Annotated in this window: 8 protein-coding genes; 5 read left to right on the top strand and 3 right to left on the bottom strand. The window is 61.5% G+C overall.

Annotated features, from left to right (window positions below; genetic code table 11):
• Window positions 1-1143 (bottom strand): hypothetical protein (locus tag AC13D8_RS07070; RefSeq protein ID WP_482968270.1); only part of this gene is annotated, 1143 nt, incomplete at its 3' end.
• 358 nt (window positions 1144-1501) lie between these two features.
• Here AC13D8_RS07070 and AC13D8_RS07075 point away from each other — a divergent pair.
• Window positions 1502-2224: a class I SAM-dependent methyltransferase gene (locus AC13D8_RS07075; protein ID WP_482968271.1), complete on the top strand. Its 723-nt coding sequence runs from the start codon at window positions 1502-1504 to the stop codon at window positions 2222-2224.
• A 273-nt stretch (window positions 2225-2497) separates the two neighbouring features.
• On the opposite strand, the gene AC13D8_RS07080 is transcribed toward AC13D8_RS07075, so the two are convergent.
• Window positions 2498-3430: a glycosyltransferase family 2 protein gene (locus AC13D8_RS07080; RefSeq protein ID WP_482968272.1), complete on the bottom strand. Its 933-nt coding sequence runs from the start codon at window positions 3428-3430 to the stop codon at window positions 2498-2500.
• Between the two features lie 135 nt (window positions 3431-3565).
• Here AC13D8_RS07080 and rfbF point away from each other — a divergent pair, with 135 nt between their 5' ends.
• From rfbF to AC13D8_RS07100, 4 genes are all read left to right on the top strand, one after another.
• Window positions 3566-4348 (top strand): glucose-1-phosphate cytidylyltransferase, encoded by a 783-nt coding sequence (gene rfbF / locus AC13D8_RS07085; RefSeq protein WP_482968273.1) that lies wholly within the window; start codon window positions 3566-3568, stop codon window positions 4346-4348.
• 1 nt (window position 4349) lies between these two features.
• The gene (locus AC13D8_RS07090; RefSeq protein WP_482968274.1) at window positions 4350-5390 is read left to right on the top strand and encodes an NAD-dependent epimerase/dehydratase family protein; all 1041 of its coding nucleotides are present in this window, start codon (window positions 4350-4352) and stop codon (window positions 5388-5390) included.
• Window positions 5387-6643: a methyltransferase domain-containing protein gene (locus tag AC13D8_RS07095; protein WP_482968275.1), complete on the top strand. Its 1257-nt coding sequence runs from the start codon at window positions 5387-5389 to the stop codon at window positions 6641-6643. The genes AC13D8_RS07090 and AC13D8_RS07095 overlap by 4 nt, the downstream gene beginning before the upstream one ends.
• Window positions 6644-6720: 77 nt before the next feature.
• Entirely contained in the window at window positions 6721-7821 is a 1101-nt protein-coding gene (locus AC13D8_RS07100) for a class I SAM-dependent methyltransferase (RefSeq protein WP_482968276.1), read from the top strand.
• A 214-nt stretch (window positions 7822-8035) separates the two neighbouring features.
• Here AC13D8_RS07100 and AC13D8_RS07105 read toward each other — a convergent pair whose 3' ends face one another.
• Window positions 8036-15991, bottom strand: coding sequence for a beta strand repeat-containing protein (locus AC13D8_RS07105; RefSeq protein WP_482968277.1), 7956 nt, complete (start codon window positions 15989-15991; stop codon window positions 8036-8038).
• Window positions 15992-16177: the final 186 nt, after the last annotated feature.

Here is a 16177-nt window from a genome sequence, read left to right on the forward strand (position 1 = left end):
CATGTCGATGAGCGTGTCGGTGCCGTTGCCATCCGCGCGCCGGTCGGTGAGCGTGGTGCCGCCCGGGCTCAGCGTCAGCGTGTAGCTCGACTGGTCACCGGAATAGACGGCCATGTCCCTGCCCGCCCCGCCCTCAAGCAGATCATCGCCCGCGCCGCCGGTGAGGGTGTCGTCGCCGAAGGCGCCCATCAGGCGGTTGCCCTGGTCATTGCCTGTCAGGCTCAGATCGGCAGCGCCCAGAAGGCGCGCATCGGTTGCCCCGCCGCCCAAAACGAGATTGCCCGAGCTTTGCAGGATGGCCCCATCCACGAGATCGAGCTTTACGTTGCCCGAGGCCAAAGAGACGGTGGCGTTTATGGTCCCCGACATGCTGGTCACCGATACGGGTATCGATGCCAGCGCCGACATGGAGAGGCTGTATCCCCCGGCGTCCCATGTGATTGCCTGGCGGCCGTTCGCGGCGAATTCTATCCCGCCTGTTCCCTCGCCAAGATCGTAGACACCGTTGCGGTTGATGTCGTCATAGCTCACGCCCGTGAGGAAAATATCGCTGCCGGATTTCGCGAATTCCTGCGTCAGCATGGAGGTATTGTAGGTCGTGCCGCTGACGTAGAATGGCCCCGTGCTCACGCCGACCCCGGTTTCCCTTTGGAGATCGTCGAGAAGGTTTACGCGGTGTCCGGGGCTTTGAAACAGGGTCTTGTAATGCGTGACGATGGCAGCGTCCTCGTCAAGCACACCCGTCGTGCCCGTATAGGAAAGGTTCTCCGCCCACCTCCATGTGCCGTCGAACTCGTACCCGGCCGCGGCCATGCGTTCCCCGGGGGAACTGTTGATTGGGTATCCCGGCGTGCCGGGATAATCGGGATGCCCGCGAAATTGTGGATCGCCGGCATGGGAAAAGCTGTTTTGCGCCAGCATCCAGTCGGAATGGAGCAACGCCGCATCCTTCAGGGCGGCATTCGGAGCCAGCACCTGCATGGGCCCGGCATTTCTCAGATCGTAGCTGGTGCCATGCCCGGCATTGTAGGCCGCGATGCCGGCGTTCAGATCGCCGCCCAGAAGGCGATCCGCCTCGGCCTGGGGATTCAGCCTGAGCCTGTTGGTCATCTCGACGAAAAGCTGCTCGTGCCGTGTCAGCATACCCGCTCCTGTGGGGCACTTGATCGATAGACCCTATCTACCGCGACGCCGCCCCGGCTACATAGCATCATAAGCCCGCATGAGGACATCAGCGGGTCGAGACAATGTCGAGACTGGGGCAATACAACTACAACAATGGAAAGCCAACAACCTTGGTCATCACACATTTCATGCAGGGTCTCCGAGGTTGATTGCTGCCTGGTATCGAGGGGGGTTTCCTGCAGATCGAAGATCTGTTGCGGGGAGACGCTGCAGACGGCACTATGACCCTCGAATAGGGTCACTTGTAGGGTCACTTGGGAAAGGTTGGTTTTCAGAGATTCCCTATCTTATCGCTTCCAGGACAGCAGAATTTCACATGCTAATAGACCACCTGAAAAAGACCGATGACCGTGCGATAACCAAGTGGCACCATTACTTCCAAGTCTACGAACGCGAGATGGGACGTTTCTTGAAAAAGCCGATCTCCTTTTTGGAGATCGGGATATTCAAGGGCGGCTCCATTCCGATGTGGAAGGACTACTTCCCCGACGGCAGCAGGCTCACTTTCATCGACATTGATCCCGCCTGCAAAGCGTTTGAAATAGAAGGAACAAACGTACGGATCGGCAACCAGGCAGACCCGGAATTCCTGACCTCTCTGGCTGAAGAACTTGGCCCCTTTGATGTCGTGCTGGATGACGGCAGCCACGTCTGCGCCCATCAGATCGCCAGCTTCGAGAGCCTGTGGCAGCATTTGACGAACGGCGGGCTCTACATGGTGGAAGACTGCCACACCAGCTACTGGCCGGGCTTTGGCGGCGGCTACCGGAACGAAGCGAGTTTCATTGAATATTCCAAGAGGCTCATAGATACGATGCACTCTTGGTATACCGACCAGGACGCGTTGTTCCCCTTTCAGGACATGGCCAGAGAGCTCAACTCGGTGCGCTTTTATGATTCCATCGTTGCCATAGAAAAGCTGGAGCAAAAGGAGCCGCCCACGTCACTGGTCTCGAAAAACGGCAACGTCGAAGCCTCTCGCAGGGCGCTCCAGGTCCGGGGACGGACGTCGGTTTTTGCGGGCAAGGACGGGAACTGACGAACCGGTTGGCTCGGCAATAGTGCGCCTGCGGGGCGACCCAGTTATCTTGCGGGCATTGCCGCCCCCTCCCCCGCCGCCCGAAAGACCGGCGCTGCACGGCGTCGGTATTCTGTCGGTATCGCGTCGGTGGCGCGGACGGGTCGCCTTGAAAGACCCCGCCACGACGAAAAACGCCGGCCCCGCGAGGCCGGCGTTTCCCTGTTTGGATGTCCTCAATCGCGTCTTCACGCAAAAGGAAGAGCTGCGGGCCTTATGGCGCGCGACCCGGTCTCAGGATTGAGATGACGCCTGCCCCAGGACACGCCGCATCTTCTCTTTGGCGCGCTGGTGTGCGCCTGCAAGAATCTGCACGAGCATGTTCATGTCCGCTCCATACTGAGCCACCCGGAATTCTGCCACCTTTTCAGCGAAAACCACGCCGCATGCGAGCTCCGAAATCTCGTGTTCCCGACCCTTTTCCATCATTTGTGCGAGCTTGCGCGCCTCTGCCCGACTGAGGTGCGGGAAAAACAACGTTAACAGCTCTTCGCGGATCTCTGTTTGAGCCTCCTGAAAGGCTTCGCGGCGGCTATAGACATGGCTGGCCTCATGCCGGCGATAGCGAACCAATGGTTCCTGAATATTGGCAAAGCGGGCGCCTGCTTTCATCCAGTCGTTCCAGAACATCTGTCCTTCCCCGGCTCGGACGACACGGAAGAAGATGCTGTGCTCCAACAGGAAATCCCGTCGCATCAGCACTGTCGGCGAATGAATCCCCGAGCCGGTTGCGCGCAGGAAATGAGCCTTGATCACCCCGTCGTTGGCCGGCACCGGAACGAGGATATCCTCTTTGCCATCTTCGAACGTGATGTACTGTGATCCCAAAACATGAACATCCGGATGTTCATCGAGGAAGGCGACCTGTTTTTCCAACCGCTCCGGCACATTCACATCGTCGGCATCCATCATCATGATGTAATCGCCCCGGGCTTGCGAAAAGCCCAGGTTGCGCTTGATCGCGGCTTCGCAAACGAAGGGCAGCTCGGTCAGCGTGATCCGCGTATCATCGAAGCTCTTGATGATCTCGAGCGTGTCGTCGGTCGACGCGGAGTCGAAAATCAGGAATTCGAAATCCTCATATGTCTGCGCAAGGATTGTCTCCATGGTCTCTCGCAAGAATTTTCCGGCATTGTACGTCGGCAGAACGATGGACACTTTGGGCATGAGCAAGCTCCGTTAGCGCAAATTGTACAGCCACTTATCCGTCTCTGAAGCAGAGATGCAATGCGCCTGTTGCGGGCAACCTTGCACCGAGGCTAAACCGACACTGAATATCCATGGCATGTGCGGGGCAAACCGATGAAAGTCGGGATACTGGCAGGAGGGCGCGGTGAGCGCCTGTCGGAGGAAACGCACCTGCGTCCCAAACCGATGGTCACGATAGGTGGTGCGCCACTCTTGTGGCACATCATGTTCCATTATGCCGCTTATGACCACCGGGAGTTCGTCATCGCGCTGGGATATCTGGGAGATGTTGTTCGCGACTGGTGCGCCGAGATGGCCAACAACCGTGGTGGCACCTACCGTGCATACGGAAATGGGCACGCCGAGGTCCATCTGAAGCGGCCTGACTGGATCATCCACCTCGTCGAAACAGGTCCCGAGACCAACACGGGCGGCCGGATAAAGGCGCTTGGCCCGTGGCTCGGAGATAATACGTTCTTTCTCACTTGGGGGGACGGTGTATCGGACGTAGACCTTGATGCCCTGTACGCGTTTCACCAAGATCACGGTCAACCCGCCACACTGACCGCTGTGCACCCTCCCCCTCGCTTTGGGCATTTGGTACTGGACGGTAATCGGGTAATGAGTTTCCAAGAAAAACCAAAAGGCGCCGAAGGTTGGATCAACGGCGCGTTCTTTGTGCTCGACCCGGAAGTCCTGGATCGTATCGCCGGGCCAGACACTGCCTTTGAAGGAGAACCGATGCAATCGCTTGCCGCCGATGGGGCTCTGCGCGCCTATCGTCACGAAGGATTTTGGCACTGTGTCGATACACTGAGCGACAAGGCTCGGCTCGAGGCGTTATGGGCCGCTGGTACGAGGCCTTGGATTCCGCGAAATGTCGAAGGCTGGGAATAACATGAAATTGCTCGTCACCGGACATCGCGGCTATATTGGCACTATCTTGGTTCCCCGTCTGAAAGCGGCCGGACATCGCGTGGTGGGTGCGGATATCGATCTTTACCGGGGCTGCGACTTTACCCCCGGCCATGCCGATACCACTCCCTGGTGCGGCCCCCCTGACATTCGCGATATCACTCCCGAACACCTGGCGGATATCGACGCGGTGATCCACCTTGCCGGGTTATCCAACGATCCTCTGGGCAACATCGACCCAAGCCTAACCGATGCCATCAACCGTCGGGCGACGCTGGACCTGGCCAGGGCCGCAAAGGCTGCAGGTGTGTCGCGGTTTCTGTTTTCATCCAGCTGTTCCAATTACGGGGCTTCGGGCAGTGATGACTGGCTGGACGAGGAGGCGCCCTTGCGACCTGTCACGCCCTATGCGCGCTCCAAGGTCGACAGCGAGGCCGATCTGGCAAACTTGGCTGATGAAACTTTCAGTCCTGTCTTTCTGCGCAGCGCCACGGCATATGGAGTCTCCCCGCGTCTCCGGTTTGATCTCGTGCTCAATAATCTCACGGCGTGGGCGATGGCCACGGGGCAGATCAGGTTGAAATCTGATGGCAGTGCGTGGCGTCCTCTGGTTCATATCATTGATATCGCACAGGCGTTTGAACGGGTTCTCGCCGCTCCGAGAGAGGCGATTCACGCTCAGGCGTTCAATGTTGGTCACAACCGGGACTGCATGCGCGTGCGCGACCTGGCCGAAAAAATCCAAGCTGCCCTGCCAGAAACACGCATTACCTTTGCCAGTGGCGCGATCGCCGATACACGAACCTATCGTGTTGATTGCAGCAAGATCGCGGATATCGGGTTCGCGCCATGTTGGTCCGTCGAAGATGGCATAGCCGAGCTCCGCAATGCTCTTTCAAGATACCCTGTCACGCCGGAAGACTTCGAAGGCCCCCGGTTTGCGCGTGTGGCCCATCTGCGGATGTGCATGGATACGGGACGGCGGACACAGAGCCTGCGCGAGACGGACATGACCGTCGCATGATCACGACCGCTCCGCACCGGAGTATCACCGCCTGCCGCAGCTGCGGGGCCGGCCCGCTTGAAACGCTCATGGCGTTCGGCCAATCGCCGCTGGCCGACAGGCTGACCGTGCCCGGCGGATCAGACCCGGAGTATCGCGCGCCGCTCACCTTGTGCCATTGTCCAGCCTGCAGCCTGTGTCAGTTGCGCGAAACCGTAGAGCCAGACATCCTGTTCCATTCCGCCTATCCCTATTTTTCCTCGGTATCTCCTGCTCTCGTTGCCCATTTCACCGACAGTGCACAATGTCTGATAGACAGTTTTTCTCAGGCGTCGGATGTCTTTGTCGTCGAAGCGGCGTCCAATGACGGAACCATGCTTGCCCCGTTCCAGGCCGCTGGCCATCGTGTTCTGGGCATTGATCCGGCCGCGGCCCCCGTCGCCGAAGCCCGCCGCAAGGGCATTCCCACGGACCAGGTGTTTTTCACGGCAGGGCATGCACGGCACATTCGTGATCGGCACGGACCGGCGGATTTGTTCATTGCCAATAACGTTCTGGCCCATGTCGCGGATGTAAACGACTTCGTTGCAGGCATTGCCATCCTGCTGAAGGATCAGGGGTGCGCGGTGATCGAGGTCCCCTCGCTTATGGCGCTCGTTGATGACTGCGCCTTTGATACGATCTACCACCAGCATCTTCTTTATCTGTCACTAACCGCCCTGGCGCCGCTTTTTTCCCGTCACGGGTTGGTGTTGACAGATGCTGAAAAGGTCTGGGTACATGGCGGGTCTTTCCGGCTGCGGATTGCACGCCACGGCGCTCCCTCGGCCCGGCTCCTGGATCTGATGGCAGAAGAAGCCCGGCGCGATATGGGGACAAGAGCCTTCTTTGATCCCTTTCTGCAGCGCATTCGCACGCTGTGTGACGAGACACGCGCCGCCGTGACAGACCTCGCAAATCAGGGCATGCGGATCGCGGCTTACGGCGCGGCGGCAAAGGGCACAACGCTGTTGCATATGCTCGATCTGCCCGCCGGGGCACTGCGTCACGTCTATGACAAAAGCCCTTGGAAGGCTGGCAAGGCAATGCCCGGCTCCGGGTTGGTTATCCGGCCCGCATCCGAACTCAGCCGCGATGATGTAGATGCGGTGCTGTTGCTTGCCTGGAATTTCGCGGATGAAATCCTGTCCGAGAACCGGCGCTTTCTCGAGGCGGGTGGCCAGTTCCTGATCCCGGTTCCCAAACTGCGTCACGTCAGACGCCCTGCCCCATGACCCCCTGCCCCTGCTGCTCTGCCTCGCTCGATCCCCCCTTCTACACGGGGCCGCCTGTGCCGGTGCACTCCTGCCTCATGCTCGAGACCGCGGCCGAGGCCCGGGCTTTCGCGACCGGGCCGGTTGTCCTGGCCGCCTGCCCGGCCTGCGGATTTGTCACCAACACGGCGTTCGACCCCAAATGGTCAGCCTACGCACCGAATTACGAGGATCAGCAAAGCTTTTCACCGACCTTCTCGCGTTATGCGGTGGAGCTCGCCCGTGACCTGGTTTCCCGTCATGATCTCGTCGGCAAACGCGCGGTCGAGATCGGCTGTTCAAAGGGTGATTTCCTCTATCTTCTCGCGTCCGAGGGCCGGATGCGGGGCGTGGGCATTGATCCCTCTGCCCTGCCCGGTCGCGTCGCAAAACCACCGCAGGGGCGGTTCCGGCTGATCCAGGCCCTCTATGACGACACGCACCTGACGCTGCCGGCCGACCTTTTGTGCTGTCGGCACACGCTGGAGCATATCGGCCCCGTCGCGGCCATGCTGGACCGTATGCACCGGCACATGCGCCGGAACCCCGGCGCCGTTCTCTTTCTGGATATCCCGGACGCCATGCGGGTCTGGGCCGAGGGGGCGTTTGAGGATGTGTATTACGAGCATTGCTCGTATTTCAGTCCGGGGTCGCTGGGCCGGGCGTTGCGCGGGGCGGGCTTTGCCGTCACGGATCTGCGCCGGGACTATGGCGATCAGTATCTCTCGGTCGAGGCGGTCCTCGACCCGGCGCAGGACAGATCCTTCGCAATCGAAGAGCCCCCGGACGAGACGGCGCGCCTGATCGCCCGTTTCGCGGATGCGGCCGAGACGCAGAAGGCCCGATGGCGCGCCTGGTTGAACACCGCTTCCGCCACGGGCCGGCGGGTGGCGATCTGGGGGTCCGGCTCTAAATGTGTGTCGTTTATCAAGGCAGTAGCGGCTGATGGGCATCATCCGGCGCTTTGCGGGATCATCGACATAAACCCGCACCGGGCCGGGAAATACGCGCCGGGTCTGGGGCTGCCGATCTCTGCGCCGGAGGCCCTGCCGAGGCTGAAACCGGATACCATCGTGGTGATGAACCCGATCTACATGCAGGAGATCGCGGCCCGCTGCGCCGGCGAAGGCTGGCAGGCGGAGCTTTTGCCCCTGCGCTGAGCCCGGCGCCGCGCGGCGCCGGGACGGCGGATCGGGGCATGCTGTATCCTGTCGGTATCCTGTCGGTATTGCGTCGGTGGCGCGGGCGCGCGCGGGCAGTGTCCGAAAACTCACCCCAAAGACCCCACCCCAGAACGAAAAACGCCGGCCCCGAGAGGCCGGCGTTTCCCTGTTTCGTATGGCGGGGCGGCGGTGGCCGCCCCGAACCCCTGGATCAGATGAAGCTGATGTCGCTTGCGGACACATCACCGTTGATCCCGGTCAGATCAATCGTGATGTCGTCGCCGCTGGCATCCTGAACAACGAACCCGTTGAACGAGGTGTCGCCCGAGACGTCGAAGCGAAGAACGTTGTTGATGTCGTCCCAGATGAACGTACCAGCCAGCGTCGTTGCCGCCACTGCGTCGGTATTGTCGTTCGGGGCGTTCCCGTTCTCTTCGAACGTCCGGAAGGCAACGGTGCTACCATCACCCACACCAGCGACAAACACACCGGTCAGAGACCCGGAGGTGCCGTTAAGCGCCGCCGCCTCGAACTGGATGCTATCGCCCTCGAGTGCATCGAAGTCGTTGATGTCACCGATCTGCGTACCGGTCGCAAAGACGTTGGTGCCGTCATCCGTGAGGATGAAGGTATCCGCACCACCTAGTCCGGTCACATTCACCCCGGTGTTATCCAGCTCGAACGTGTCGTCATACTGGCTGCCATCCGGCGCGGAGAACGCGTTCCCGGTGAGCGACGTCAGACCATCATCCGAGGACCGGATGTTGAGCCCGATATGCAGGTGGCCATTCGCCGCCGACGGGTTTGCGTTCGTGTCGGTCAGGAACCCGGCACCGAGGTTGACGACGGGATCGATGGTCGAACCCATGTTCTCACCCGTCTGGATGGTGGTCTGACCCGCAGCCGACAGGTTCACAACGATCTGCGTGCCGCTGATCGTGACGCTGTCGATGTCGCCAGCCGCCAGAGCAGTACCGCCACCGCCAGTACCAGAAATAGAGATCTGGGTCGCGTCCACGGTGTCATTCGTATCGAACGTACCGTTGAACACGATGGTCCCGCTCCCGGTCGTACCGCCCGTGCTGCTGTAGAAGACGGTGTCAATGGTGTTGGTGCTCGGTGGGGTGGCATCCTTGACGATGTTGAAGGTGTTGGTGGCCGTGTTACCGGCCAGGTCCGACACCGAGACATCCACCGTCACCACACCGTCGAGCAGACCCGTCAGGTTGGCCGAGCCAGCCGCGCCCGTCGTCGTATCCCACACCCCCGAGGCATCACCATCGGCGACGTCCGAGCTCACGGTCACGAAGTTGGAGGCCGTGTCCGTGTAGGTGATCGTCACGGTCTGACCGTCCTCGACATCCGTCACGGTACCGGCGAGTTCGACACTGCCATCCTCTGCCGCGTTGACGATGTTATCGCCCTCGATCGGCGTGGTGATGCTGATCGACGCCAGCGTGTCCTTGGTGATCACGCGATCCACGGCATCAGCGGCGTTGCCCTGCTGGTCCGTCACGACCGCATCGACCGTGATGGCGCCATCGTTGAGCGTGCTGATATCGACCTCGTTACCCGAAAGCGTCCAGGCACCACCCGTGACAGTCACGTTCTGGTTGACGGTGTTGACACCGTCCGTGAAGGACACCGTCACCGTCTGGCCATCCTCGACACCTGTCGTGGTACCGCTCACCAGGACGTCCGTCTGCTCGGTCGAGTTGACGGTATCGTCACCTTCGATCACGGCAGCATTGATCGCAATGGTCGCCGTCGTGTCGATTTTCAGAACCTGGTTGGCCGCAGCGCTGACCTGAACGGTCCCGAAGTTATCGGTGATCGTGGCCGACATGGCGTAGTTGGCATCCGCAATCGGACCCGCCGGCAGCGTGAAGTCCACGAAGCCGTTGGCAATATCCGTTGCGTCCAGCACCTTCTGCTGCGCACCACCCGGAGCACCGGTGACATCCAGGATGTCGCCAACCCGGGCACCGGTTCCGTCGGTCGCGGTCGAGAAGGACACGCGAACCACCGGAGCGGTGTTGTCATTGGTGTCGAAGTCAGTGGCCGAACCGTTCGGTCCCGCGCTGTCCACCGTCACCGACGTGAAGGTCGGCGCATCCGGAATGGCGGTGTCGCTCAGCGTGACCTCGCCACCCGCGAAGGTGCCAGCAAAGCCTTCCAGCTCGATCTGGATGTCCTGCGCGTTCAGCGTGCCATCATCGTTGACGTCGATCCACAGGGTCGGCGCCTCGACCGCGTTGCCAGCCTGGAAGACATAGTCCGCCACACCGTCACCCGCCGTTGCGGCGATGGTGCCCTGCGCCTGCGCAAAGTTCGGCGCATTGCCCGCGAAGGCAACCGAGCTGGCGGCGCCACCGGCCTGGAACAACACGTTTTCATCGATATCGATGGTGTTGTTGCCATTGCCCCAGTCGGTGATCACGTCGTGATCCAGACCGCGCGAGTCGCTGATCTCGAAGAAGCGGAACGTGTCATTGCCGTCGCCACCGGTCATCCGGTCGCCCTGGTTCACCGCCGGGTTCGGCGTTTCCTCGTTGCCGCCGCCGATGATCAGGTCGTTGCCAGAGCCACCGTCGAGCACGTCGATGCCGGTCCCGCCGTTGACGGTATCGTCATTGGCGCCGCCGTTGACCGTGTCGTTGCCGGTGTTGCCGGTCAGGTTGTCATTGCCGTTGCCGCCATCGACGCTGTCATTGCCAGCACCCGCATCGACGGTGTCGTTGCCGTTGCCGCCATCGACCACGTCGTTGCCGCCATTGGTGGACACGTTGTCGTTGCCGTCAGCGGCATTGATGGTGTCGTTGAAGTTGCCGGTGTTGCTGGTGGTGATGTTACCAGTCGCACCGCCACCGCCGACCTGGCCGTTCAGCAGGATCGCACCGTTGTAGTTGGCACCGTTGACATTGAACGTCTCGCCATCCCACGGGTTTCCACCTTCGCTAAAGAAGCTGTTGAAGGAGGAGTTCTCGTTGATGGTCAGCAGGTTGTTGGCGTTGTCGTTGGTGGTGTTGCCCAGCACGAGCGTGAGGGTGCCGTTCGACGTTTCGGTGATGTTGACCACCTCGACACCGTTGGTGCCGGACAGGTCCACCGTGCCGGTGCCGTTGTTGTCCACCAGGATGCTGTCATTCGTGCCGGTCCCGCCGGTCAGGATGTCCGCAGCGGTGATGTCGTTGCTGCTGGACCGCCCGAAGAATGTCAGCGTCGAGCTGCTGGCCCCACCGTTGATGGTGTCATCGCCGCCCTGGCGGATATCCACCATCAGGTCGTTGGTGAAGGCCGCGTCGAGCAGGACGTTCTCGTTGAGGTTGGTGCCCAGGATACGGTCGATCCCGGCTGCCGCCGCGTTGGCGCCAAGCGTGGCGACCAGCGGGCTTTCCGCCGTCAGACCCTCGACATTGCTGACGTTGATGAAGTCGTCATCCGTCCAGCTCCCGCCCGTCTGGCTCAGCCAGTCGATGCCGGTGCCGCCGTCGATGGTGGTGGTTGCCCCGAGATCGCCGTCGTTGATGGCCACGGTATCGCTACCGGCGCCGCCGTCGAAGGTGATCTGGTTCGCCAGCCCGGCATTGGCCTTTTCAAGGCGGTCATTGCCCGCCGTGCCGGTGATGTTGAAGCGGTAGTCCACGTCCACGGTGTTGGCCAGGCCACCGTTGTCGACACCGTCGATCAGGATGGTCAGGCTGTCATCGGTGTCGGTGACGGTCGCGCCGTTGATGTTGATGTCGGTCACCGTGCCCACGGTGCCACCCTGGAAGGTCAGCGAGGCCGTATCGGTGAACCCGTCGTTCCCGTTGGTCAGGAAATCGTAGTTCTCGATACCCGTAACATTGTCGAGATTAACCACCGCGGCAATGTTGGTGCTGGCACCAAAGGTGTTTCTGAACACAACGCTGTCATCGCCACCGTTGTCGGTGATGGTGTCGTCGCCGGTCAGCTCGCCATTGTCGATACGGATCACATCATCCGCAGAGCCGGTGGTGATGTTGTCGTTACCACCGCTCAGTTCCAGCGTCAGAGGATCGCTGTTCGGCCCGAGAATGATGTTGTTGCCAGCCCCGTCGATGATGGTCAGCGGGCCGGGGAAGTTCGACGCGTCGATGGTGATGTCACCAGCCACGCCACTGGCATTCACGGTCGTGATGCCCGCATCAAAGGCCGCCTGGCCCAGCGTCACGGTGCCGCCAGCGCCGGTGTTGTTGAGAATCAGCGTCTCGACATTCGTCACGTTGGTGAAGTCGGCATCGGCGGTATTGCTGTCCGAGTCCACGCGCAGGGTGTCGTTCCCAGCCCCGCCGTCGATCGTGTCGCCGGCATCCAGCGTGTCACCCATGTTGAAGTTATCACCCAGCGCACCACCGGTGATCTGGATATCGACGTCGGCGCCTTTGCCTTCGCTCTGGTTGTTGTGGTTGACGGTCAACGTATTGTTGGTCAGCGCGCTGCCATCGACGTGCAGCGTCGTGCCGCCATTGGTGAAGTTATCGGTGATGTTCAGGATGAAGTTGCCAGAACCGTTCTGCTCGACCTCGATGGTCTCGATCCCGGTGACGTTGTTGTTGATCGTCGAGTTGCCGCCAAAGCTACGATCCTGGACGAGGATGCGGTCATTGCCGCTTCCGCCGCTGATCGTGTCACCGCCGTCCAGCTCGTAGGCATCGCCGAGGAAGGTGTCGGCACCGCCGTTACCGGTCAGGACATCGTTGCCACCGTTGCTGCCACCTTGGTCGCCGTCGCCGTTGATGGTGTCGTTACCCGAGCCACCGATCAGTGTGTCGTTGCCATCGCCACCGATCAGCGTGATCGCGCGCGACAGGGTCGAAGCGTTGAAGTTGACCGAGTCAGCGCCGGTCTTGCCAACATCCGAACCATCCACAACCACCGACGTGCTGTCGTTGTCGAAGGCCGAGTTGTTGTCGATGATATAGGTGTGGTTGCCGTCGTTGAGATCGATGTTCTCGAACTGGGTGACATCGTTCATGCCGTTGTCATTGGCATTGCTGGCACCGTTCGCCATCGTGACGATCAGCGTGTCGGTGTCGGCGCCGCCGGACAGGACGTCTTTCTTGTTGGAAAATGCGGGGTTCGCAATCGGGAACGGATCCGACCCCACCAGCTGCTCGCCGCGGGTATGGACGATGTCGTTGCCCGCGCCGCCATCGACGGTCTCGTTGGAGTTGTCCGAGGCATCGCCAGTCGAGATCGAGTCGTTGCCGTCACCGCCGACGAGGCTGTCATTGCCGTCTTCGCCGAAGATCAGGTCATTGCCCGCGTCACCGAAGAGCCGGTCGTTACCGGACCCGCCAAGCAGCGTATCCTGACCCTCGCCACCGCGCAGGGTGTCGTTGCCGGCAGCCGGCAGGGTGTCATCGTCACCCATCAGCAGGTCGTTGCCGTCCTGGCCGAGCAGGCTGTCACTGCCGCCTGCGCCGCTGAGCACGTCATTGCCCTCGCCGCCCGACAGGTTGTCGTTCAGCTGGCTGCCGAAGACGGTGTCATTGCCACCGTCAAAGGTGCCGGTCACACCCGAGGACCGGGCTGCCGTCGCGCTGTCGCCATCGTCCTGCAGGCTGAGCGCGACATCGCCGTCGCCCGAAGAGGTGACCGTGGTGATGGTGTTGCTGAGCGCGTTCTCAAAGCCGAAGAGGAGGCCGGTGGCCGTGCCAGCCGCGAGGTTGGTGGCCACCGTCGTCCCGACATTGCCCGGGATGTTCTCATCCCCGATGGTCAGGCCGGCCGCGCCGGGGCCGGTATCCGTGGCGATGTTCACCGTGGTGCCGCCGGGGGTGTTCAGATCGTTCAGGAACACGTTCAGCGGGCTGCCCATGACCGACAGGTCAAAGACCTCGATGCCGGAATTGGCCGTCCCCGGGGCATTCCCTTCGGTGTCGCCCGGCGTGCCGAAGAAGCTCAGCTCGCCGATATGAGCGTTGTTGTCGAGGTTCGTCATCAGGACGTTGGCCTCGTCATCACCGGCCACCACTTCCGCGGGGCGGGTGGTGAAGGTGGTCGCGGCGCCCTGCGTCACGTTGCGCAGTTCGACATCGAGCTGCGTGGTGCGGGTGTCCGCGTCGGGGCCATCGGGGTTCATGTTGACGCGGTCATAGGTCACGTCAGCCGTGCTGTTGGTGTTGATGAAGGTGTTGCCGGTGATTTCCGAGCCGGACATGTCGAAGACGGCGCCAGTGCCGGAGGGGCCATCGATCGTCGTCTGGAAGGTTTCGACATTGGCCACGAAGCCGGCGAAGGTGAGCAGCGACTCGAGGCCCATGTTCACGTTGACGATCAGCGTGTCCTCGCCATCGCCGCCCTCGATGCTGTCGCCAGCGTTGAGGGTGTTCTCGTTGCCGGTGACGATGTCGTCAGCCACGCTGCCCTGGAAGTTGTCCACGCCAGCGGTCAGCTCATCGGTGGCCGCCGCGACGGTGAGGGTCACGGTTGCCGTGGCGGTCGCACCCTGGCTGTCGGTCACGGTGTAGGTGAAGCTGTCGGTGCCGTTGAAGTTGGCATCCGGCGTGTACTCGAACGAGCCGTTCTGGTTCATGGTCACGCCGCCGTTCGACGGGCCGTCACCGGCCTCGACGCTGTAGGTCAGCGTGTCGCCACTGTCGACATCGGTGGCCACGGCCAGGCCGGCGATAACCGTATCCTCGACACCAGCAGCGGCCACGGCCTGCGCGACCGGCGCGTCATTGGTGCCGGTCACGGTCACGGTGATGGTGCCGGTGTCGCTCTTGCCGTTGGAGGTGGCGGTGTAGCCCGCGACCACGACCTGCGTCTGGCCCGCGGCCAGGCTCTGGTAGGCCGGAACGGTGGGGTCGAAGCTGTAGGTGCCATCGCCGTTCACGGTCAGGCCGGCCGGGGCCGCAGCGTTGAGCGCGTAGGTGATGTTGGCATTGTTGTTGTCGATGTCGTCGGCGTCGAGCTGGCCGTTCACGACAGCACCGTCCTCGGTGGCCGTGGCGGATTCGTCCTGCGCGACCGGCGCATCGTCGACCGGGTTGATGGTGATGTTCACCACCGCCGTGTCGGTGCCGCCGTTGCCGTCATTGACAGTGTAGGCAAAGCTGTCGGTGCCGTTGAAATCGGCATCCGGCGTGTAGGTGTAGGTGCCGTCCGGGTTCATGGTGACCGACCCGTTGGCAGGGCCCGAGGCCACGCTGTAGCTGGGCGCGCCACCGTCGACATCCGAAGAGGAGACAGAGCCGTTGACGGCGGTGTCTTCGGCGGTGGTGGAGACGATGCCGGCCTGCGCGACGGGCGCGTCGTTGATCGCGTTCACGGTCAGGAACACGGTGCCGGTGTCGGTGCCGCCATTGCCGTCATCGACGGTGTAGGTAAAGCTGTCGGTGCCGTTGAAATTGGCGTTCGGCGTGTAGGTATAGGTGCCGTCCGAGTTCATGCTGACGGTGCCGTTGGAGGGGCCATCGCCGGCCTCGACGGTGTGGGTCAGCGTGTCGCCATCGGCGTCGTCGGTCTTGTCGCTCACATCGCCATTGAGCGCGGTATCCTCGTTGGTGCTGTCGCTCTCGTTCGCCGCGGTCGGCGCCTCGTTGAAGTAAGCGTCGGTCGTGTCCTTGGCGTCGTTGACGCTTTGCTGGGTCTCGTCGACACCGTCGAGGATCGAGCGCGCCTCGGCCTCGTCCGCGGGGCCAAGGTTGAGCACGCCGTCGTCGATGGCGCTCTGGGTCCAGTCGCCGGCAACCTCGAGCTTGTTGTTGAGAACGTCGATGTCGGTCCCTTGGGCACCGGCAATGATCTTGAGCAGGGCTTCGGCAGGGCTGATGTTGCCGTTGTTGATGTTCTTGACCCAGTGGTTAAGACCATCCGTGTCGGGAAGGCGACCGAAGAGGTTGATATAGACCTGGGTGACGAAAACGCCGGGGTTGTTGCCATCGGCGATACCGTCGTTGTTGCTGTCGCCCAGGAAGTCCGGGTAGACCGCCTTGGATTCAGCCGCTGCGGCGAACTTGTCCGCGATTTGTCCAAGGCTCAGACCGGGATCGCCGTCATTGTCGTTCGCGAGGAACTCTTCCAGCCGGGCCGTCCAGAACGCGAGACCACCGGGATCGGGAGCGCGATCGTAATAGGCAATGTAGAGCGCCGTGATTTGCTCTTGCGGGGTCAGTGCGCTGATATCGTAAGCCATGGACGTTTATTCCCTCTTTGCTCAACCCTGTCGGGCCAATTGGATCTGTTTACAGCCTGCCAATTCTTCCACGCGTTATACCGCGCATACGATCCGCAGACGGATTCCCGCAGTGGATTACAGACTGTTCAGTGATTTTTCTACCCCTCAAAGGGGCGCGCAGCAAGGAAAAGATGTATAGTGAAA

The organism is Roseovarius sp. B-10 (genome assembly GCF_056859295.1).

Coding starts and splice junctions, on each gene's coding strand:
- AC13D8_RS07095 (WP_482968275.1), top strand. CDS start 5,387: ATGATCACGACCGCTCCGCACCGGAGTATCACCGCCTGCCGCAGCTGC.
- AC13D8_RS07090 (WP_482968274.1), top strand. CDS start 4,350: ATGAAATTGCTCGTCACCGGACATCGCGGCTATATTGGCACTATCTTG.
- AC13D8_RS07105 (WP_482968277.1), bottom strand. CDS start 15,991: ATGGCTTACGATATCAGCGCACTGACCCCGCAAGAGCAAATCACGGCG.
- AC13D8_RS07075 (WP_482968271.1), top strand. CDS start 1,502: ATGCTAATAGACCACCTGAAAAAGACCGATGACCGTGCGATAACCAAG.
- AC13D8_RS07080 (WP_482968272.1), bottom strand. CDS start 3,430: ATGCCCAAAGTGTCCATCGTTCTGCCGACGTACAATGCCGGAAAATTC.
- AC13D8_RS07100 (WP_482968276.1), top strand. CDS start 6,721: ATGCTCGAGACCGCGGCCGAGGCCCGGGCTTTCGCGACCGGGCCGGTT.
- rfbF (WP_482968273.1), top strand. CDS start 3,566: ATGAAAGTCGGGATACTGGCAGGAGGGCGCGGTGAGCGCCTGTCGGAG.